The 16,635-nt window shown below is 60.4% G+C and carries 15 protein-coding genes and 1 pseudogene; 2 read left to right on the forward strand and 14 right to left on the reverse strand.

Going from position 1 to position 16,635, the window contains the following annotated elements:
• Positions 1-190: 190 nt before the first annotated feature.
• Positions 191-913: a hypothetical protein gene (locus tag ACD578_RS28560; RefSeq protein WP_404294227.1), complete on the reverse strand. Its 723-nt coding sequence runs from the start codon at positions 911-913 to the stop codon at positions 191-193.
• A 927-nt stretch (positions 914-1,840) separates the two neighbouring features.
• On the opposite strand from ACD578_RS28560, the gene ACD578_RS28565 reads away from it, so the two are divergent.
• Positions 1,841-2,164, forward strand: coding sequence for a hypothetical protein (locus tag ACD578_RS28565; RefSeq protein ID WP_404294230.1), 324 nt, complete (start codon positions 1,841-1,843; stop codon positions 2,162-2,164).
• Positions 2,165-2,284: 120 nt separating this feature from the next.
• Here ACD578_RS28565 and ACD578_RS28570 read toward each other — a convergent pair whose 3' ends face one another.
• The 5 genes from ACD578_RS28570 to ACD578_RS28590 all read right to left on the reverse strand — a co-directional run bounded on the left by ACD578_RS28570 (position 2,285) and on the right by ACD578_RS28590 (position 5,884).
• Complete coding sequence (locus ACD578_RS28570) at positions 2,285-2,728, reverse strand: hypothetical protein (RefSeq protein ID WP_404294232.1); 444 nt, start codon at positions 2,726-2,728, stop codon at positions 2,285-2,287.
• A gap of 67 nt (positions 2,729-2,795) precedes the next feature.
• The gene (locus ACD578_RS28575) at positions 2,796-3,104 is read right to left on the reverse strand and encodes a DUF736 domain-containing protein (protein ID WP_404294234.1); all 309 of its coding nucleotides are present in this window, start codon (positions 3,102-3,104) and stop codon (positions 2,796-2,798) included.
• A gap of 1,055 nt (positions 3,105-4,159) precedes the next feature.
• A complete protein-coding gene (locus ACD578_RS28580) occupies positions 4,160-4,393 on the reverse strand; it encodes a hypothetical protein (RefSeq protein WP_404294236.1) in 234 nt (77 codons plus the stop codon).
• A gap of 275 nt (positions 4,394-4,668) precedes the next feature.
• Positions 4,669-4,824, reverse strand: a complete 156-nt coding sequence (locus ACD578_RS28585; RefSeq protein WP_404294238.1) for a hypothetical protein — start codon at positions 4,822-4,824, stop codon at positions 4,669-4,671.
• A 535-nt stretch (positions 4,825-5,359) separates the two neighbouring features.
• Entirely contained in the window at positions 5,360-5,884 is a 525-nt protein-coding gene (locus ACD578_RS28590) for a response regulator (protein ID WP_404294240.1), read from the reverse strand.
• Positions 5,885-5,941: 57 nt separating this feature from the next.
• Here ACD578_RS28590 and ACD578_RS28595 point away from each other — a divergent pair.
• Positions 5,942-6,055, forward strand: a pseudogene (locus ACD578_RS28595) (IS6 family transposase); the annotation flags it as partial.
• Between the two features lie 46 nt (positions 6,056-6,101).
• Here the strand turns inward: ACD578_RS28595 and ACD578_RS28600 are convergent.
• The 8 genes from ACD578_RS28600 to ACD578_RS28635 all read right to left on the reverse strand — a co-directional run bounded on the left by ACD578_RS28600 (position 6,102) and on the right by ACD578_RS28635 (position 16,619).
• A complete protein-coding gene (locus ACD578_RS28600) occupies positions 6,102-7,181 on the reverse strand; it encodes an IS630 family transposase (RefSeq protein ID WP_404294242.1) in 1,080 nt (359 codons plus the stop codon).
• Between the two features lie 243 nt (positions 7,182-7,424).
• On the reverse strand, positions 7,425-10,127 hold the full coding sequence (locus ACD578_RS28605; RefSeq protein ID WP_404294243.1) for a DNA translocase FtsK: 2,703 nt from the start codon (positions 10,125-10,127) through the stop codon (positions 7,425-7,427).
• Positions 10,128-10,722: 595 nt separating this feature from the next.
• Complete coding sequence (locus tag ACD578_RS28610) at positions 10,723-12,027, reverse strand: type II toxin-antitoxin system HipA family toxin (protein ID WP_404294246.1); 1,305 nt, start codon at positions 12,025-12,027, stop codon at positions 10,723-10,725.
• The gene (locus ACD578_RS28615; RefSeq protein ID WP_404294249.1) at positions 12,027-12,278 is read right to left on the reverse strand and encodes a helix-turn-helix domain-containing protein; all 252 of its coding nucleotides are present in this window, start codon (positions 12,276-12,278) and stop codon (positions 12,027-12,029) included. Before ACD578_RS28615 ends, ACD578_RS28610 begins: the two co-directional genes overlap by 1 nt.
• A 197-nt stretch (positions 12,279-12,475) precedes the next feature.
• Entirely contained in the window at positions 12,476-12,877 is a 402-nt protein-coding gene (locus tag ACD578_RS28620) for a hypothetical protein (protein WP_404294251.1), read from the reverse strand.
• Between the two features lie 615 nt (positions 12,878-13,492).
• The gene (locus tag ACD578_RS28625) at positions 13,493-14,548 is read right to left on the reverse strand and encodes a ferritin-like protein (RefSeq protein ID WP_404294253.1); all 1,056 of its coding nucleotides are present in this window, start codon (positions 14,546-14,548) and stop codon (positions 13,493-13,495) included.
• Positions 14,548-16,146 (reverse strand): GMC oxidoreductase, encoded by a 1,599-nt coding sequence (locus ACD578_RS28630; protein WP_404294255.1) that lies wholly within the window; start codon positions 16,144-16,146, stop codon positions 14,548-14,550. Before ACD578_RS28630 ends, ACD578_RS28625 begins: the two co-directional genes overlap by 1 nt.
• Positions 16,143-16,619, reverse strand: coding sequence for a hypothetical protein (locus tag ACD578_RS28635; RefSeq protein WP_404294256.1), 477 nt, complete (start codon positions 16,617-16,619; stop codon positions 16,143-16,145). Before ACD578_RS28635 ends, ACD578_RS28630 begins: the two co-directional genes overlap by 4 nt.
• Between the last annotated feature and the right edge of the window lie 16 nt (positions 16,620-16,635).

The following is a 16,635-nucleotide window of genomic DNA, read 5'->3' on the forward strand; positions in this document are numbered from 1 at the left end:
TCCACTAAAGTGAGTATCGCCGGCAGCGACGGCGGCTTTCCGATGAAAGGGGAGGCTTGCACTCCCGCGAAAGATGTCCAGGCGCGAGAAGCGGTAACCGCGCCCGGAGAGGAGCGAAGCAAGCCCAAAGCCTCCACGCCTTCATATTGCGCCGTAGGTGCGCTGAGGCTCCTGTGGGCAGGTTGTGACCTTAGAAAGCTCCGTAGCCGCTGCGAGGATTATAGGGCTCGGTCTGCACTGTTCGCTGGCTTGGAGCTAATTCAAGAGCAGGGGCGATCCAACTCTTCTTGCCTTCCAGAACCCACGTCGCGCCGTAGCTGTCGTATGGTACGGGACTGTTGGCGATACGCTCTGCGGTCGCCAGCTGCTCCAAGAAAACTTCCGTGCTTGAGACAAGCAGGTTGTCGGCAGTCTCGAACTGCCACTTTGCCAATTCGTTGAACGACCATAGGAGGACGGTCAACACGCTGCCGATCATGAGCCACGTCAGGAGCGGGTAGGTGACGCCTGCACAGAACAGGCAAGCGGCGGCGGAGACTGTTAGGAGGATCGCGGTTCCTGGGAAGGAATACCGCTCGATGTCCTTCATGCAGTCGACGAACAGGGAGGGCTTTAACCGGATCGGCACATAGCCTTGCGGCATGGAGCAATGCCTGTCACTGGTGTGGTCGAGCAATCCGACAAGAACGCCATTTTTGAGGCCAGAACGTCGCGCATAAACAAGTGACACTTCATGATCCGGCTCAACGCGGATCGACGGTTGCACTCGAATAGTGCGCCGTGTTCCGTCTCTCGATTGAATCAGGATCTCGCGGGTGTGGTTGCCGCGTCCAATTGTCAGGACGGTTCGGACCTTTCCGCGCCAAGTGAAGAACGTAAATTCCTGATCTGTAATTTGGGTCGAAACCTGCACTGTGCCTCTCACTCCATTTAGCTAAGTTTATGGAGTCGGATTTAGCACTGTTAAGGTCTCGTTAACCGTTTTCCACCGGGAATGGTTAACGGCGCTCCGAGGTGCGGAGTCGACGCATTCCCCGATGGTTCATAGAGGGAAGAAAAGTACCTTCTACGTTTCCTTATCGCCGCTGAAGTATGGTTAAGCAGTCGTCTAGATCTGCGCAGGAACGTGAACACCTAATGGCCCCCAAAGAAACGGGGAGCGTTACGCTCCCCGTTTGTCCTTATGGCGCTGGTCCGCGCCTGGATCGTTACCGATAGGCCAAGACGCCGTAGGCGGCTCGGTGAGCGAAGCGAGTAGAGCCAGATAGGCCGAAGGCCGTAGCGCCCTCTCCTACCCTCCTACTTTGTGGAATTACTTATTTGAGCTTTGTCGATTGAACACTTCAAACAAGCCATCCATTTCCCAAGCAAAAATCGTCCGAAACTTGGAGCAACCTTTTCGTTAATCACCAACGAAAATGAGATCATGACGCGGTTCAGCTTGGCGATCGAGCAGGCGTTGGAGAAGATGACCGCTGACACCCCCGCGGCTAGTCATCCGCCAAGTGGCCAGCCGGGATGGCCGCCCGAGCGAGCAGGTACGAGGTCGGGCGACCCACGGCCTCACCGCACCCGTCTTTCGCAACAACATCGACCTGCGGACTGTAGAGTTAGCCGATCAAGGCCTCACGGCTCCAGATCATCGAGCCTGACGTCTGGAAGTCCACCAAAGCGATGACGTACGGATCATCTCGCGGCTGCCATTCAGCGTCACACCCCGGCGGAGGTCCATCGATCCTATACGCTCCTGCTGGCCGCGCTCTTTGAACGTCCGGTTCTCTCCTGGGCACGCCACGCCCTCCCCGCTCCGGCCGAGCGACATGTAGCGACGAGCCGCCTGGTGCACCTGATCGACGAGCTCGCCACCACGAAGAACTTGGACCTCGATGCCAGGAGGATCGCATGGTCCTGCAAGAACTCAGCCTTGTCGCCAGCGTTGTGCGGCACCGGGATGGCACCTCGTGCGACGCGCTTCGGAGACACGCCCCCCGCCTTGTGGCGGGGAGGCGAAGCCAACGATCTTGCGGCCCTTGAGAACCTTCATCACTTGAGCGAGCTGGTCGACGGCAGCGACTCGGACCTTCGCCGCGACGCGATGACAGTGGTCCGGTTCTGGAAGCTTGCCGACCCGCTCCCAATGGCGGTCATTGACCCGCCTTATTGAGGGTTGGCGTGGTCTGGCTCGTTACCTTGGACGCCTGGTTGGTATGTGGATCATGGTCCTGATCGCCGTGTCGTGAGGGAAAAGGACCCCGCCGGGGCGGCAGGGCCAAGTTGGGCGACGTCAGTGCGTCGTTGCCGGAATCCGATCGTCGATACCCCAGGGGGCGGCCTCATACCCGGCCAAGTGCTTGTTGAGGGCCTTCGCCATGCGGCACGTGAAGGCGTAGGCGAGGCTCTTCTCGTAGCTGTCGGTCTCGCAGGACTGATAGTCGAAGCAGTCCAGCGCTTTGGCAGCGATGCCGGCCGAGATGCAAGGGCGATACCTGAACGTGTAGGTCGCGACGAGCTCGGCGTAATCAAATGCCTCGGCGCCGCCGGTCAGGCGATAGCGGTGGACAACGGAGTGGACGTTCTCGGCCAGGAGCATCTTGCCGAAGGCGGTCGCCGTCTCGTGGCAGACCCGCTCGAGGGTGCCGTGGTCGGTGCGGGCGGCGAAGAGCTCGAGGTCGATGGCGGCGGAGACGATGGTATCGATATGGATGGTCGAGACAACGAAGGCGGACATGAGCGCTCTCTCAGGTACGATGCTGAAGGGGGGTGGTGCCCCCGCCCGTGAGGCGGGGGCCGAAGCGTCATTCGCCAGAGCGGCGGGACCAGATGAGGCTGAACTCATCACCTTCTCCCTCAACCAGGGAGGCGAAGATCGGAGCAGGAAAGCTCGGATCGTCCATCCTGACCGAGAGGTACTCGCGGCCGTCGCGGGAGGTTTTAAGCCAAGCGGCGCCAAATTCGGTCGGCCCAACGAAGATCCGGTAGTCGGGAGCCTGATCGTTCGCCTTGGGACTCTTGGTGATGTGGGTTCGGACAGCGAGGGTGAGAGTCTTGAGGGTGCCGGTGTAGGAGCCTTTGTCGGTTTTCCGGAAGGTGCCGATAGTCGCCATGGGAGTGATCCTTTTTTGTTGGTCGGGCCGCAACGCGCGGCCTCGATGGCGGTCGATGGATCGTCAGGCGATCACGCCGCAGCCGCAGGCCCGCAACGCACGTGGAGGACGGCGCGGGGAGGGCCTTTTTGCCTCGCGAGGAAGGCCGAAAGGCCGGGGAAAAAGGCTCTCAGGACCGACAGGTCCGGACCCGCTGTTGCGGTCAAGGGATCGAGGCGCAGCCGTCCTGCGATCAGACCAGCCCCTTGAGAGGCCACCTGCGATGCCCGATGTCTCAATGGAAAAAGGCCCCGTCTCCATCAGGCGGCTCTAGTCGGCTCGCACCAAAAGAAGGGATGACGGTGGAAACGGCCGCGCCATTGCCGGAGACGCCTCATGCCAGGCCTCGAATCGCGACGCCGGAATACGACACGCTCAACTCTTCACGCGCTCCGCTTCGCCTTGGCCCATGCTGGTGCGGGTGGCGCTCGCCAACACGATGGCTCGCATTGTGTGGGCGCTGCTGGCGCGAGGTGAGGTGAATCGGGCTCCGGCCGCGGTAGCGCAAGCACTCGCGGCTGTTGCGCGTGGGACGAGCGAAGGAGAGAGATGGCGCAACGGTCACTGAGACGGGATCAGACAAACCAGTTCAGGAACAGGCGCTTCGAGCGTGTAGATTTGATTTGTACCTGATCCGCGAACTCCTATCCGGGCCCGCGGCCTGTGAGCCGCATTACAGGCCGCATACATGGCAACCCTGACCACGCGCTGGATCAAACCGAAGGTTCTTCTTGCGTCACCAGGGGCGTCTACACATGGTTGATAATGCCGGCGCTCAATCAGGAACACATCTTGCGCTGCCCCCAACCAGTGCCCGGCCGTGATCCCTGACCAGGAGGATTTCACGTGCTCCAACGGGCGGAGACCTCAGTTGTAACCCCAATCCTACACCGAGGCGGTGTTGCGGTTGGTAAGACGCTTTCAGCCGTATCGCCTCGCGTATGGCATTTCAGAAGTGCGATTCAGATGAACGGGCTTGTGGCTGCCGGTCTGAGCTGAGTTCGATACAGGATCGTTCAGTGTCCAGATCCGGTTTGCTGTTTCTCGGTTGGACAGCCGAAAGAAGAAACGCCTGGATGCGATCCTTCACTCTGGAGGAAATAGGTATTGATCAAGGCCGCAATCCCACGGCGCATCGCCTGATCCTCTTCGCGGTCCTCTGTATCGAGGATCTCGAGCTGGACCTCGAAGCCAGGGTCGCAAATCAGTAGAGGCGCATCCGGTTCATTGCTTTCGTCCAGGCCGCTCACGAACCATCCGTCGTGCACATTGGGATCTGCGAGATTTAGACCCGCGTTCAGGCTCTCGACGATGTAGCTGGCGAGACGATCGTTGATCCTCGTGCCATCGCCTTCACCAAAGATGATCCGGGGCTCGCGTCGGGGATCCCGAATGACGTGCTGTCGGCCATTCTCGGGGCGGGCAATGAAAAGGGTCCATTGTGATGATGGGCTCATGGGCTATTCTTGTCCGACGATGAGTAAGGATAGCTTACACTGACACCAAGACAAACACCGCGTTCGGCTCAGGCTCTGATCGTTTCAGACGAGATGTCGAGCTCTCCTTCGGCCGGGAGTTCCTCGACGTCCCGGGAGCTGAGAGTAAAGCGCAGATAGAGGCAGACCGCGTGCCCGATGATCTCGGGCGGGAACTGGTGGCAAGCATGGCCGATGGGTCGCATCCCCTATCCTGCCGCGCATCAGCCTAGCCCGTCAGCCGTTCCCGTGACAATGCTGTCCGGAGCCAGGGAGACGGAGTTCCCTTCCCCGCTGATGAGAACACTACGAATCTGCTGACTATCACGAGCGATACCGTGCGGGTGCGCACGTCACAGGCCTGACGTCTGAGCTATCCAGATCACACGATGCCGGAACACATCGCGTGCGCCTCGGCAGAAGGTCTGGTGCTCATCCTCAAGCCGGGGCGCTTCTGTCGTGAGGCGGCATTGACCATCAGCGTCAGGGATCTACCTCAAGGGTGTGCCTCGTTCCCTTGGCACAGGAACGCCCTGGTTGAGGTTTCAGACAGCCCTCAGCCGGGGCGTTTTCATGCCGACCGGATACCGATTGTTTACCGCTACCTTCTAGACAGCCGAGGCTGAGTGATCTCTGACCGCCCGCTGTTTAGCGCGGAGCGCGATCCCGCTCCGCATGCGCCCTGGCCAAGAGGCCTACCCTCTCGGCTGGGGCGCCTTCGCCAAACCCGGTTGTATGGACTCAGGCAGCTCGGGCCATGGCAGGAGAGTTCACCAGGCGCGAGGTTTCGGCATCGACCAGGCTCTTCAGTGTTTCAAGGACCCGCATCGGAGCTGTAGGCGGGATAAACAGCGCATCGATGGAGGGGCATTCCGCCTCCGCGATCCCGTTCGACAGCAGGATCACCGGCCGGTCTGGATGGTGCCGATGATACTCATCAGCCAGGAGCCATCCATCGATCAGTCCGGGGAGCTTCACTCGCGGCACAAGCCAGTCGATACAAGCCTGCTGCTGGCAGAGCGACAGGAGCCCTGCGTTGCCTCTTGGAACGGCGAGAACCCGGCAGCCCGCAGTTTGGAGAACACGCTCCAGCAGCTCACGCGTGATAGGGTCATTGTCGACGACAAGAACAGTCGATAAGGCAAGCATCTTTGGGGCATCGCACAGAGTTTGGGAGGCATGCCAATGTTCTGCCAACATGGTTAATGCTTCCTTAAACCGTGCAGGAGAACGGGTGAGTGCGCCAAGCTGCCACGCCGCAGACATGTCGCTTGGCTCCCAGCCGCCTCTCAATAACAGCTGTCGACGAGCCCCGGGAGTGGCGTGACCAAGCCCGTCACGTACAAACGTTATCGCTTTCCACCCGAGATCATCGCCAACGCGGTATGGCTCTATTACGGATTCCCATTGAGCCTGCAACTGGTCGAGGAGATGCTGCGGCGCATCACTTCGGACGACCATGTGCGGCCCTTGCCTCAGTCTTCTAGTGTTGTGACTCTAACGCTTGTTTCGCACGAAAGACCTTTTCGAGGATAGTGGCGGCAGAAGCCGTCCAGACGAAGGGCTTCGGATCAGCATTGTGGTACTCCAGGTATTCCATGATCGTGGCCTCCAAGTCAGGAACGCTGGTGAAAGCGTTGCGGCGGATGCTCTCTTGGGTGATCAGGGCGAAGAACCGCTCGACCTGGTTGAGCCACGAGGCCGATGTCGGCGTGAAGTGCAGGTGGAAGCGAGGGTGCTTCGCCAACCAAGCTTTCACCTTTGGGTGCTTGTGCGTCGCGTAATTATCGACAATCAGGTGCAGGTCGAGGCGCTTGTCGGTGTTGCGATGGATGACGCGCAGGAAGCGGAGAAACTCCTGATGGCGATGCCGCTTCATGCAGGTGCCCAGGACCGTTCCGGTCGCCACATCGAGAGCGGCAAACAAGGTCGTGGTGCCATGCCGTTTATAGTCATGGGTCATCGTGCCGGCGCGCCCCTTCTTGAGCGGCAAGCCCGGCTGGGTGCGGTCAAGCGCCTGGATCTGAGACTTCTCATCAACCGAGAGAACCAGGGCCCTGTCCGGCGGATCGAGATACAAGCCGACCACGTCCTGAACCTTCTCGACGAAACGTTTGTCAGTGGAGAGCTTGAACGTCTTGACCAAGTGCGGCTTGAGGCCGTGGGCGTGCCAGATCCGCTGCACGCTGGTGTGGGACAGGCCCACGGCAGCCGCCATCGAGCGCACGCTCCAGTGGGTCGCTCGCGGTGGTTTCTCATGCAGGGTCATGTCGACAACCCGATGGATCACAGCGGTCGAAAGAGGCTTGCGCCCCGGTGGGCGAGAGGCGTCCTTGAGAAGCCCCTCCACGCCAGCCTGCGCATAGCGACGGCGCCAGCGCCGGACGGTCAGAGTGCTCGTGCCAACGCGGGCGGCCACCTCGGTGGCGCGCAAGCCCTCGCCCGTCAGCAGAACAATCCGAGCCCGCCAGACAACCTTCTGGGGCGTATTGCGATCCCGGACCAGGTTCTCCAGGCGATCCCGATCAGCCGTCGGAACCTCAATGCGTTCGATCTTACCCATCCTGGCAGGATCGCATGTTGCACTGGATTTCGGAATCACCCGTCAGTGACAGAACACTAGAGAAACGGGCTTTACAAGCACCTTATGGTCCGAGAAGGAGATCTCTGAAACGGAAGCCCCGGAGAGCACCAGGCGCTCCCCGGGGGCACGGTGTGGAGACGAGATGAGACCGGCAGGCTGCACCGACTGCTAGAGGCTGAGCCGATGCTCGTTCGCGTGTGCCAGTCCGGTCTGCTGCCAGCCTCAGTCCTCGTCTACTCCACCCGTTTCGATGAGGATCTCGCGCTTGCCCGCGTGGTTGGCGGGGCCGACGATGCCCTCCTTCTCCATCCGCTCCACGAGCGAGGCGGCCCGGTTGTAGCCGATCTGCAGCCGCCGCTGGATGTACGACGTCGAAGCCTTCTTGTGCCGCAGCACGATCGAGACGGCTTGGTCGAACAGCTCACCCGATCCCAGACCCATCTCGCCCTCGTCGAAGACCGGTGTCTCTTCGGGCTCCTCTTGCTCCTCGTCCTCAGCCGTGACCGCTTCAACATAGACAGGCTTGGCCTGACGTTTCAGGTGCGCCACCACCTTCTCGACCTCCACGTCTGAGACAAAGGGTCCGTGCACGCGAGCGATGCGTCCGCCCCCGGCCATGTACAGCATGTCGCCCTGGCCCAGGAGCTGCTCGGCGCCCATCTCGCCTAAGATCGTGCGGCTGTCGATCTTCGAGGTGACCTGGAACGAGATCCGGGTCGGGAAGTTCGCCTTGATCGTCCCGGTGATCACGTCTACCGACGGGCGCTGGGTCGCCAGGATCACGTGGATGCCGGCGGCGCGGGCCATCTGGGCCAGGCGCTGGATCGCGCCCTCGATCTCCTTGCCGGCCACCATCATCAGGTCGGCCATCTCGTCGACGATCACCACGATGTAGGGCAGCGATGTGAGGTCCATGACCTCTTCGGTGTACGTGAGCTCCCCTGAGTTCTTATCGAAGCCCGTCTGAACCGTTCTCGTAATGACTTCACCCTTTGCCCTGGCCTCTGACACACGGGCATTGAAGCCATCAATGTTGCGCACGCCGAGCCGGGCCATCTTCTTGTAGCGCTCCTCCATCTCGCGCACCGCCCAGCGCAGGGCAATGATTGCCTTCTTCGGGTCGGTGACGACTGGGGTGAGCAGATGGGGGATGCCGTCATAGACGGAGAGCTCGAGCATCTTGGGATCAACCATGATCAGCCGGCACTGCTCCGGCGTGAACCGATACAGCAAGGACAGGATCATGGTGTTGATCGCCACCGACTTGCCCGACCCGGTGGTGCCGGCGACCAAGAGGTGCGGCATGCGGGCGAGATCAGTGATGACGGCTTCACCGCCGATGGTTTTGCCCAGGCAGAGGGGCAGCTTGTGTTTCGAGACGTCGAAATCGTCTGAGGCAAGCAGTTCGCGCAGGTACACCGTTTCGCGGGTCTCGTTCGGCAGCTCGATGCCGATGGCATTGCGCCCCGGGATCACTGCCACGCGGGCCGAGACGGCGCTCATCGAGCGCGCGATGTCCTCCGACAGAGCAATGACGCGAGATGACTTGATGCCGGGTGCGGGCTCGAATTCGTACAGCGTGACCACCGGGCCGGGATGGACGTGGATGACCTCGCCTTTGACGCCGAAGTCGCGGATCACCTTCTCCAATCGTCCCGCCGTCTCTTCCAGGATGTCCTCGGTCAGCTCCGGTCCTTGGCGTTCCGGCGGCTCGGCCAGCAACGCAATGTCCGGTTTCTGATACGACCAGTTCTCTGTTGCAGCAGGGCGGGCGACCGGATCCCCCCAGGTCGACGGAGCGACTTTGGGAAGATCCACGATCGGGCCAGTCTCCTGAAGCGGTTGAATCAGGGCAATCTCTGCCTGGCCCGGCCCTGTCACAGCGTCGGGCACGGGCCCGTTCTCAATCCGCTCCTGAACCGGGACGGGCGCCGGGTCAGAGACAGAGACAGGGACAGGGTCGACCAACGGTTCAGGCTGGGGCTGAAGGGCAACCTTCTCTATCTGCGGTTTCTTGCTCACCGTCGGCAGGAGATCCTCGTAGAGAGCGAGATATCCGAGATCGACCTCCTCCCCGAAAGGATCCGACACGCTGGTCCCCGGAACCGCAGGGGTCGCTTCCCCTTCCGCAACGGGGGCGATCCCGGTCTCGATGGCCGCTTCCTGGGGTCGCTCGGAGGGCAGCGCCGCTGCAATGCCGGTGGCATCCTCCGCTTCGGAAGCCCCATCCAGATCGGCTTGGCCTTCGTCGGTGACCTGGGCGACCACGTTGGGGTCCTCCAGCATCTGCCTATCGGCAGGGACGGCCGACAGGGCATCCAAATCCCCCGCGGGACGGACGCCGGTCATCTCATATGACATGCCTTGCCACGAGAACGAGACCGCCGCGGACGTCAAGCTGAAGGGGGTGGCGGCCAGCTCCAGCTGGGACCCCAGGTGTTGTTTCTGGTGAGGCGCCTCATCCGCGGCAGGGGCCTGCTGTGGCAATGGAAGCCGTGTCGCCGTCTCGATCGTCCGGCGCGCGGAACCAGCTGCCTCTCCGCGGCCTGCTGCGTCAGCCAGGGCAGCTTCCCTGTCAGCGAGAGATGCCAGTCGTTCTGATACCGGATCCTCGGACGCCAACGCCGACCGCAATTCCGCGATCTGGCTTCTGATCGCCGGCTCGGGAGCCCTGACGGTCTCCTCGCTGATAACGGAGCGGATATGTTCACCAGTCGGGTTGACAGCGGGAGCTGGGTGCTCCGGCTCCGTGGACGGGAGTTCCGTATGGCCGTTGCGGGCCCGAATGACCTTGTCCGGCGTGCGCGTGGCCTTCACGCCCTCGGCAAGAACGAAAGCCTGTCGCCACGGTGGCTCGTCACCTTCCGGAATCGGACCGGCTTCAGCATCCCTTCGAGCTTGCCGCAGTCGCACGATGTTGGTCATCCCCGGGGCATCTTCCTCTCCGGGCAGAGGTGGCGGGCAGAAGGGAGGCTTACGGGTCGAATGCATGATCTCGAACGCTACTGAGAGGTGACCAGCCGTGATGATTCCGGCATTGGCATGACTCTGCGGGCAAACCCTAAACAGAGGGTTAGGCTTTGCGGTGACCCGACCTGCCGGTTGTCCTTCCGAGGGCATTGGCCCGGGACCCCAATCGGGTGGAAACTTGGAGATGGAGGCCTCCGGCAGTTCTCGATCCGGCGGTGTGAGTCCGAGCGCTTTTAGGCCTTTCACATGGTTGATGTTTGATGTCACGCGCGGGACGGTGCTGCTCTTTGAGATCCACATTAGGCTCTCCCAGTATGGGATCTTCGAAGTTTGGTGGCTGAGAAATCAATGGCCTGAGGAGTATTCTACAGCGCCAAAACGGCACCGGACGTGGCTGGACTGGACGTCTTCAATAGACCTCTTGCAAGACAGGTGATGCAGGAAAGTCTCAACCCGACGCTGCGTTAATTAATTTCCGTCTTCAAATATGCGTCGCCAATGCAAGCATGACAGACAAACAGGTTCTTTATGTCATCGTGCTTGGTCGACATCATGTTTCAATCCGGCTGAGGCGGTGTTCAATCCCGCCGACGATGGAGGATACAAGGTGCTCCGGAAAATCCGATGGAAGCGACTGCACGACGCGTTCCACGGCACCCGGCACGCTCGATCGAAGCTCTTCCAGGATCGGTTGCACGACGGGCGCGCCGACGCCGGCTTTCTCCGCCGTCTGCAGGAAATGGCGGGGCATGATGTCATCGATCCGGTAGTGGCGCTTATCGCCCGCGGACATTGCGAGCTTCATCTGCTTGCGCTGAATCTGTCCGGTATCGAGGCTCGGCTGCGCCGACAGGACATCATAGAGAGGCGTCATCCGGAAGCGTCCGCCGGGACTGAGGAAAATGCTGAAGTTCTTGGCGTGGCCGTCCGTGGCACCGAGCAGCCAGAAGACGATTGCCGCGCGCAGGAAGGTCGATTGATCCGCCTCGGGATCATCACTTCCTTTCAGCAGATCGAGAATCTCCCGGATTCCGGGGCCACCCTCCGCCTGGTATTTCAAGGTCGGCGGGATTGAGAGCGCCTGACAGCAATCTTCCTGCGGCAGTCGCAGAAGGCGGGCATCGCGTGTCCAGCGGCGGTCGAACCGCTCGACGACCAGTGCGGGTTTCCCCGCGAAGTCGCCTATTTCGACGTTTGCGCTCGGGATACCGAGCTCGGCAGTCAATCTCAGACAGAGAAACTCGTTCTCTATACTGTCCGACAGGTCAATACCATTGGGTATTCTTCCGATTTGCGGTTTCAGGATGTGGGTGGTCGCCGTCGTGCCATGGGGCTTGCACCATCTCCCCTGCCAGAACAGGAGCGCCGTCTTTTCCTGCGCCCCGGCGATTGAAATCCGAAAATCGTGATCGGCCTCCAGTCCGAGCGGGGCGGACGCGAGATTGTTCAACAGCTGTGCGATCTCGTCGGCGTCAACAGGGCTGCCGTCGATCGTTCCGGTGGGATCTGGCTCCTGCCCGTCAGGAAGGAACTGCAAGGCTCCGACGCAATCCCGCCCTACGACGGTCAGAAGACTGTAGGCGTCGGCGCCCTCAGCACCGACGCGCTCGGCGACGCGTCTGCGGATCGCATCGCTGTCAGGCAGGAGATTGTCGAAGACGGCGACGACGGGGGCGCCGACATAGCGGTCCTCGCGCAGGGGGAGCGACAGGGACACCGGAAAGGTATGCTCCCATCCGAGCCAGGAAGGATCGTACTGAAAGTCGATTGCGCCACTCGTTTCCCGGTTCAAGCGTCCGACAAACCGGCTGTTAAGAAAAACGTTCAGCGGGTTGTGCTTGCGGCGACGAGCCATCAGAAGATGTCCTCGATCTCGTCTGCCGAGGATGTTGTCCGGGGGCGGAGTACAAGCTCCAGGTGCAGTGCCGCCAGCACATCGCACAGGGTGCCGATCTGTGTGCCGGGCTCTCCGGCCTCAACTGTCGAGATCGTTGCCTGGCGCAGTTTGGTCTTCGCGCCAAGCTCGGTTTGATTAAGCCCGAGTTTGCGGCGATAGCGCTTCAAAGCTTCGCCAAGTTGCCTCGGAGTACGGACAATTTGCTCCATATATGCTTTCCTCTCTCACGGTAATATACGGAGAAACGTATAATAATTCAATATACGGATTGGCGTATTTCTGGAAGATATACGGTAAAGAGTATAAAACAGTTATATACGCTAATGCGTGTATAAACCAGGCTCTTAGACCATAGATGCCAAGCCGCGCGCCGGTCAGGCCGGGAACGGCCGCCATGCTGACGAGACTATTTTCCCGTCCAGCGCCCCTCTCGCACGAAGCGGTCGGCGGCGAGAATCTGACGCGTCGAGGCTAGGATCATCCCCATGGCGAAATCCGCCACGCTTGACGCATTGGCGCCTGGGCTGTGGGTCACGGTCAACCCGTGTTCCAATGCTGCCTGGAGATCAATGCCCTCGAAGCCGGTCCCGAAATAGGAGACGAGGCCGAGTTCGGGAAGCGCTTCGATCAAAGCGCGATCCGTGGGCAGCCCACCCTTTGTCACCAATGCGCGTGCGGCTGAAGCGCCTTCTGTCAGAGCGTCGGGAGCCGACCGCGGCATGGGTCCGATTACCGTGTAGCGCTCCGCGAGCAGTTGCTTGAAGCGATCCGAGAAATCACAGGCGAGCAGGACAGTCGGCTTGGACAAGGAGACAACTCTCAGGAGGAATGCGATGTCGAGCGGTGGCCGCTCACCTGACGCGCGAATTGCGGAACGTTCATACCATAATTACCGGTGGAGCCTGTCAATCGGCCCGGGCCCTTTCGGGCGCTATAGCCCCAGCGAAACTAAGCGGCAGCCCAAACCTACCGTCCCAACTGCCACGACACCGATCCGCCTGCCGCACGCCTGGCCTGCCGCCTCGCAATCCCGGTCAACCGGACACGTTTCTATGGCTGATCCTGCGCACGCCGCCGCCCCGTTCGCCGCCGGTTCTGAGGCTGGACGTATCGCAATAGCCGACGCCTGATCCATGACAAGCCGCTCTGACCAACGGAAGCCGATCTCATTGAAGTAGGGGAGCATAAGGAAATGAGGGCAACAATGTTGTCCTTAGTCTTGGCCGCCATTGCACTGCCGTTGATAAGGATTAGTCGCAGCCTTCCGGAGGGCGCCCCGCACATGCTCGACAGCCCCCCATATAGGAGCGATGCGTGCTGCCATTTTGCGGTGTGAAGGATATGAGTGGCATATCTTCAGGCCGGTCACCGGAAGCTCTGACGATCAGCGGCAGAGCATTCTACTAGCCGACCTGTCGTCGAGCTAATCCATCCACTCGAAGGTCGGGCAGGCGGTCTCGACTTTGCCTACACCTGGCATAGGCGTTGCCATCAGGTCCTTTGCCGCGGATGCGAGCCCGTGCATTCCATACATGATCGCCGTGTAGAGCGCCTTGGGCTCCCCATTCACCGCTTCATCAAGCTGACGCATCATCATTGTGTAGCGACGATTGAAAGCCTCATTGAGAGCAGTCGCCACCGACCCGGATGGGTAGTCAGTCGATTTCGCGTTCTCTCGGATTGGATAGACTGCGGTGTAGTCAATCGCCATCGCAGGACCGCTCGGCGGGACGCGGGGATCGTCAGTCGGTATGAAACGTCGCTCGTAGAAGATTTCGCTGAAGCGGTAGTAGTGCCCCATCGACAGTGAGTGCCCTGCGACCTCAGCGAACTCTTCTTGCGAGAACGGCCATGCCCCTTCTCCTTGTTCGATGACCGTTTCCAGCGCCGTTCTCGCTGACGTCAGATCCGAAACAATGATGATTTCCCCTCCCCCACCCCAGAAGTAGTCTGCTTCCAACTGGCGGCGGGGATCGCCGGTAAAGAGCGAATCCGGAAGGGCGGCGTCCAGTTCGTCAAGGAGCGTCAGGATCCCCTCATAGAATTCGCCGATCGTCGGAGCCGGAACGTCAATCTTGTTCTTCCAAGCGAGTGTCTCGAACTTTGCCTGCTGGGGTTGCTCGATCTTCATGAACGTGGAAATCGACTCCTTGGAAAATCGGGCCAGACTGATAGGGAAAGTTCGGTCTGCGAACGGCCGCCCCTCGAACGTCATCGTCAACGGATAGGTCGGGCAATTGTCCCGCGCGATCTTCGGGCGCCCTCCGAGCGCATTCATGACGTTGGCAACGAGCGCGAAGTGAAGCATTTCCTCCATCGCAACTCCGCGGATGAGATCTGCCGCTTCTCGGTTTTGCGGCCGCTTTATACTCAGGAGGGCTACCAAATAGGGCGGCAATGTCGACCACTCGAGTTCGAGAGCCAGCTGAAGCCACGACAGCAGCTCAAGCTTTTTTGCTTCAAGCTTCGGGGCGGTCATCAAAAGCCCCCCAGAGAATTCAAGTGGTCGCCTAGCTTCAGCGCCAATGCGGTGAGCGTGAGCGTTGGATTGATCGCGCCCAAATTGGGGAACACCGCATTCGAGACAACATAGAGATTGTCCGTCCCGTGAACCCGCAGGTCGCCATTCACGACCCCAGTCGTTTCGTCGGCACTCATCCTGCAGACAGAGGCAGCATGGTCTGCCCGCCACGAAATCGTCGGCTTCTCCGTCAGCGGCGCTCCCATCGCCTCAAAAATGGCAGCGACCTTCTCCTGGACCGCGATCATGCGATCATCAAAGCCCTTGTCCTTAGTGTATTCGACGTGCGTCATGGGGAGACCAATGCGGTTCACATCGGGCACACCTTTCACAAGGTTCTCAGGTCGGCCGAACACCTCGATCATGCCGTGGATCTGGATCCGGTTCGGTCCGAGGAGCGCTTTATCAATTTCGTCGCGTGACAGACCGCGTTGCATCTGCTGCGCCACGGAGAACGAGACCGTCTCTGGCGGAGCGACGAGGACAAATTTTCCCGCCTTCTGTTCCGCCTTGCTGTCGAAGTGTCGGGAAACAAGTGTGGGGAAATTCATCTCGGCTTGAAGCCGGTCAGGATTGGACGGGAGCGTCGAGGTAAAGATGAAATAGGGGTGAGTGATCAGGTGTCGACCAACAAGGTCATGGTCGTTCCCGATGCCCTTGCTCCAGTCGCTTGAGCTCGATCGGAGCAAGAGCTTCGCAGATTCGATTGCGCCAGCAGCAATGACGACACGCTCGGCCTGCACGATATGCATCTGGCCGCTTTCTCGATCCCAATAGACAGCCCCTTTCGCTCGTCTTTTCCCGTCCATCAGGATCTCATGGACGACCGCGCCTAGCTTCAAGGAGAGGCCAGGAAAATCGTTCCACTCTCTAAGGTCGTCCAGGTAGTTGCATGCGGCATAGCGGGCACCAAAGGGGCAATACTTGCATGTCCCCGTGGTCTGGCAGGGTGCGTGGCGGGAGGGAACGCCCGACACGCCGCGGCGAGCGATCGGCATGTGTCCGTATGAGACGCCTATGCGGTCCATCGCATCTGCCACTGGCCGATCTTCCAGTGTGAGCGGGAAATGCCGGAAGGGATATGGCGCGCTTCGCGGCAGCGAACTATCCGACGAATCTCCGGAGACTGCGAGGTGGTCTTCCGCCCTGCAGTAGTAAGGTTCGAGCACGTCGTAGCCGAATGGCCAATCGACCGCCTCACCGCTGTTGGATTTCAGATGAAAGTCTTCGGGCTTGAGGCGGAAAGACCATCCGCCCCAGTGGAGCGTCGAGCCGCCATAGGCAAACACCCTAGCGCCCATAAGCGGCATGTCGGTGCCGCCAGCGCTCCAGTTCTCGCCGGGAAAGTCTCGTTGCGGATAGGGAAGGTCCCTGAATTGGTCATAGGGGAGCCTGCCGGTGATCAGATAATGCTCCCAGAGGCCAAAGTCCTTCGTCTTGACCCGGATCCCCGCCTCGAGGATTAGAATGGAGGCTCGGGGATCATGCTCGAGAAGGGTCTGCACCAGCGCTGTCGCCGCCACTCCCGAACCGATAATCAGCGTGCCGACCTTCATGAGCTTCTCCGCTCGCGATAGGGCGTTGGCTCGTTTTCGATATTCGCCCCTCCGAAGTAGCCGCAATAGTTGACGGCGCCGAAGGCTTTGAACCCGCCGAGCGCGAGTCTGAGGGCTATGAACTCATTCGCCACGAATCGCTGCAGCACTTCGAGCATCGTCGCCGGAACACCGGACGGTGCTATTCTCGGTTTGTTGGCGAGGATCCGGTTGAATGCAGCGGCTCGCCCGATCTCCAGAACAAGTTCGTCGATGTATCGCGCCCCGTCGCGATAGTACCCCTCATACAACGGATCGACCTCGATCCTGTTCTCTATGAACGTCAGAAAGCGCAGGTGATAGTTTGCAGGGTCATCTCCGAGCGACCAGTGATAGCCGATCTCGATGAAAAGCGGCCAAAGCGTATCGATGACCGCTTGCGGCAGCGGCTCCTTGGTACGGCTAAGTGCATGGATTGCCTTTGATTGATACAATTCCCCCTCCGATGGA

The sequence above is a fragment of the Microvirga sp. RSM25 genome (assembly GCF_044784385.1).
Taxonomy (GTDB): domain Bacteria; phylum Pseudomonadota; class Alphaproteobacteria; order Rhizobiales; family Beijerinckiaceae; genus Microvirga; species Microvirga tunisiensis.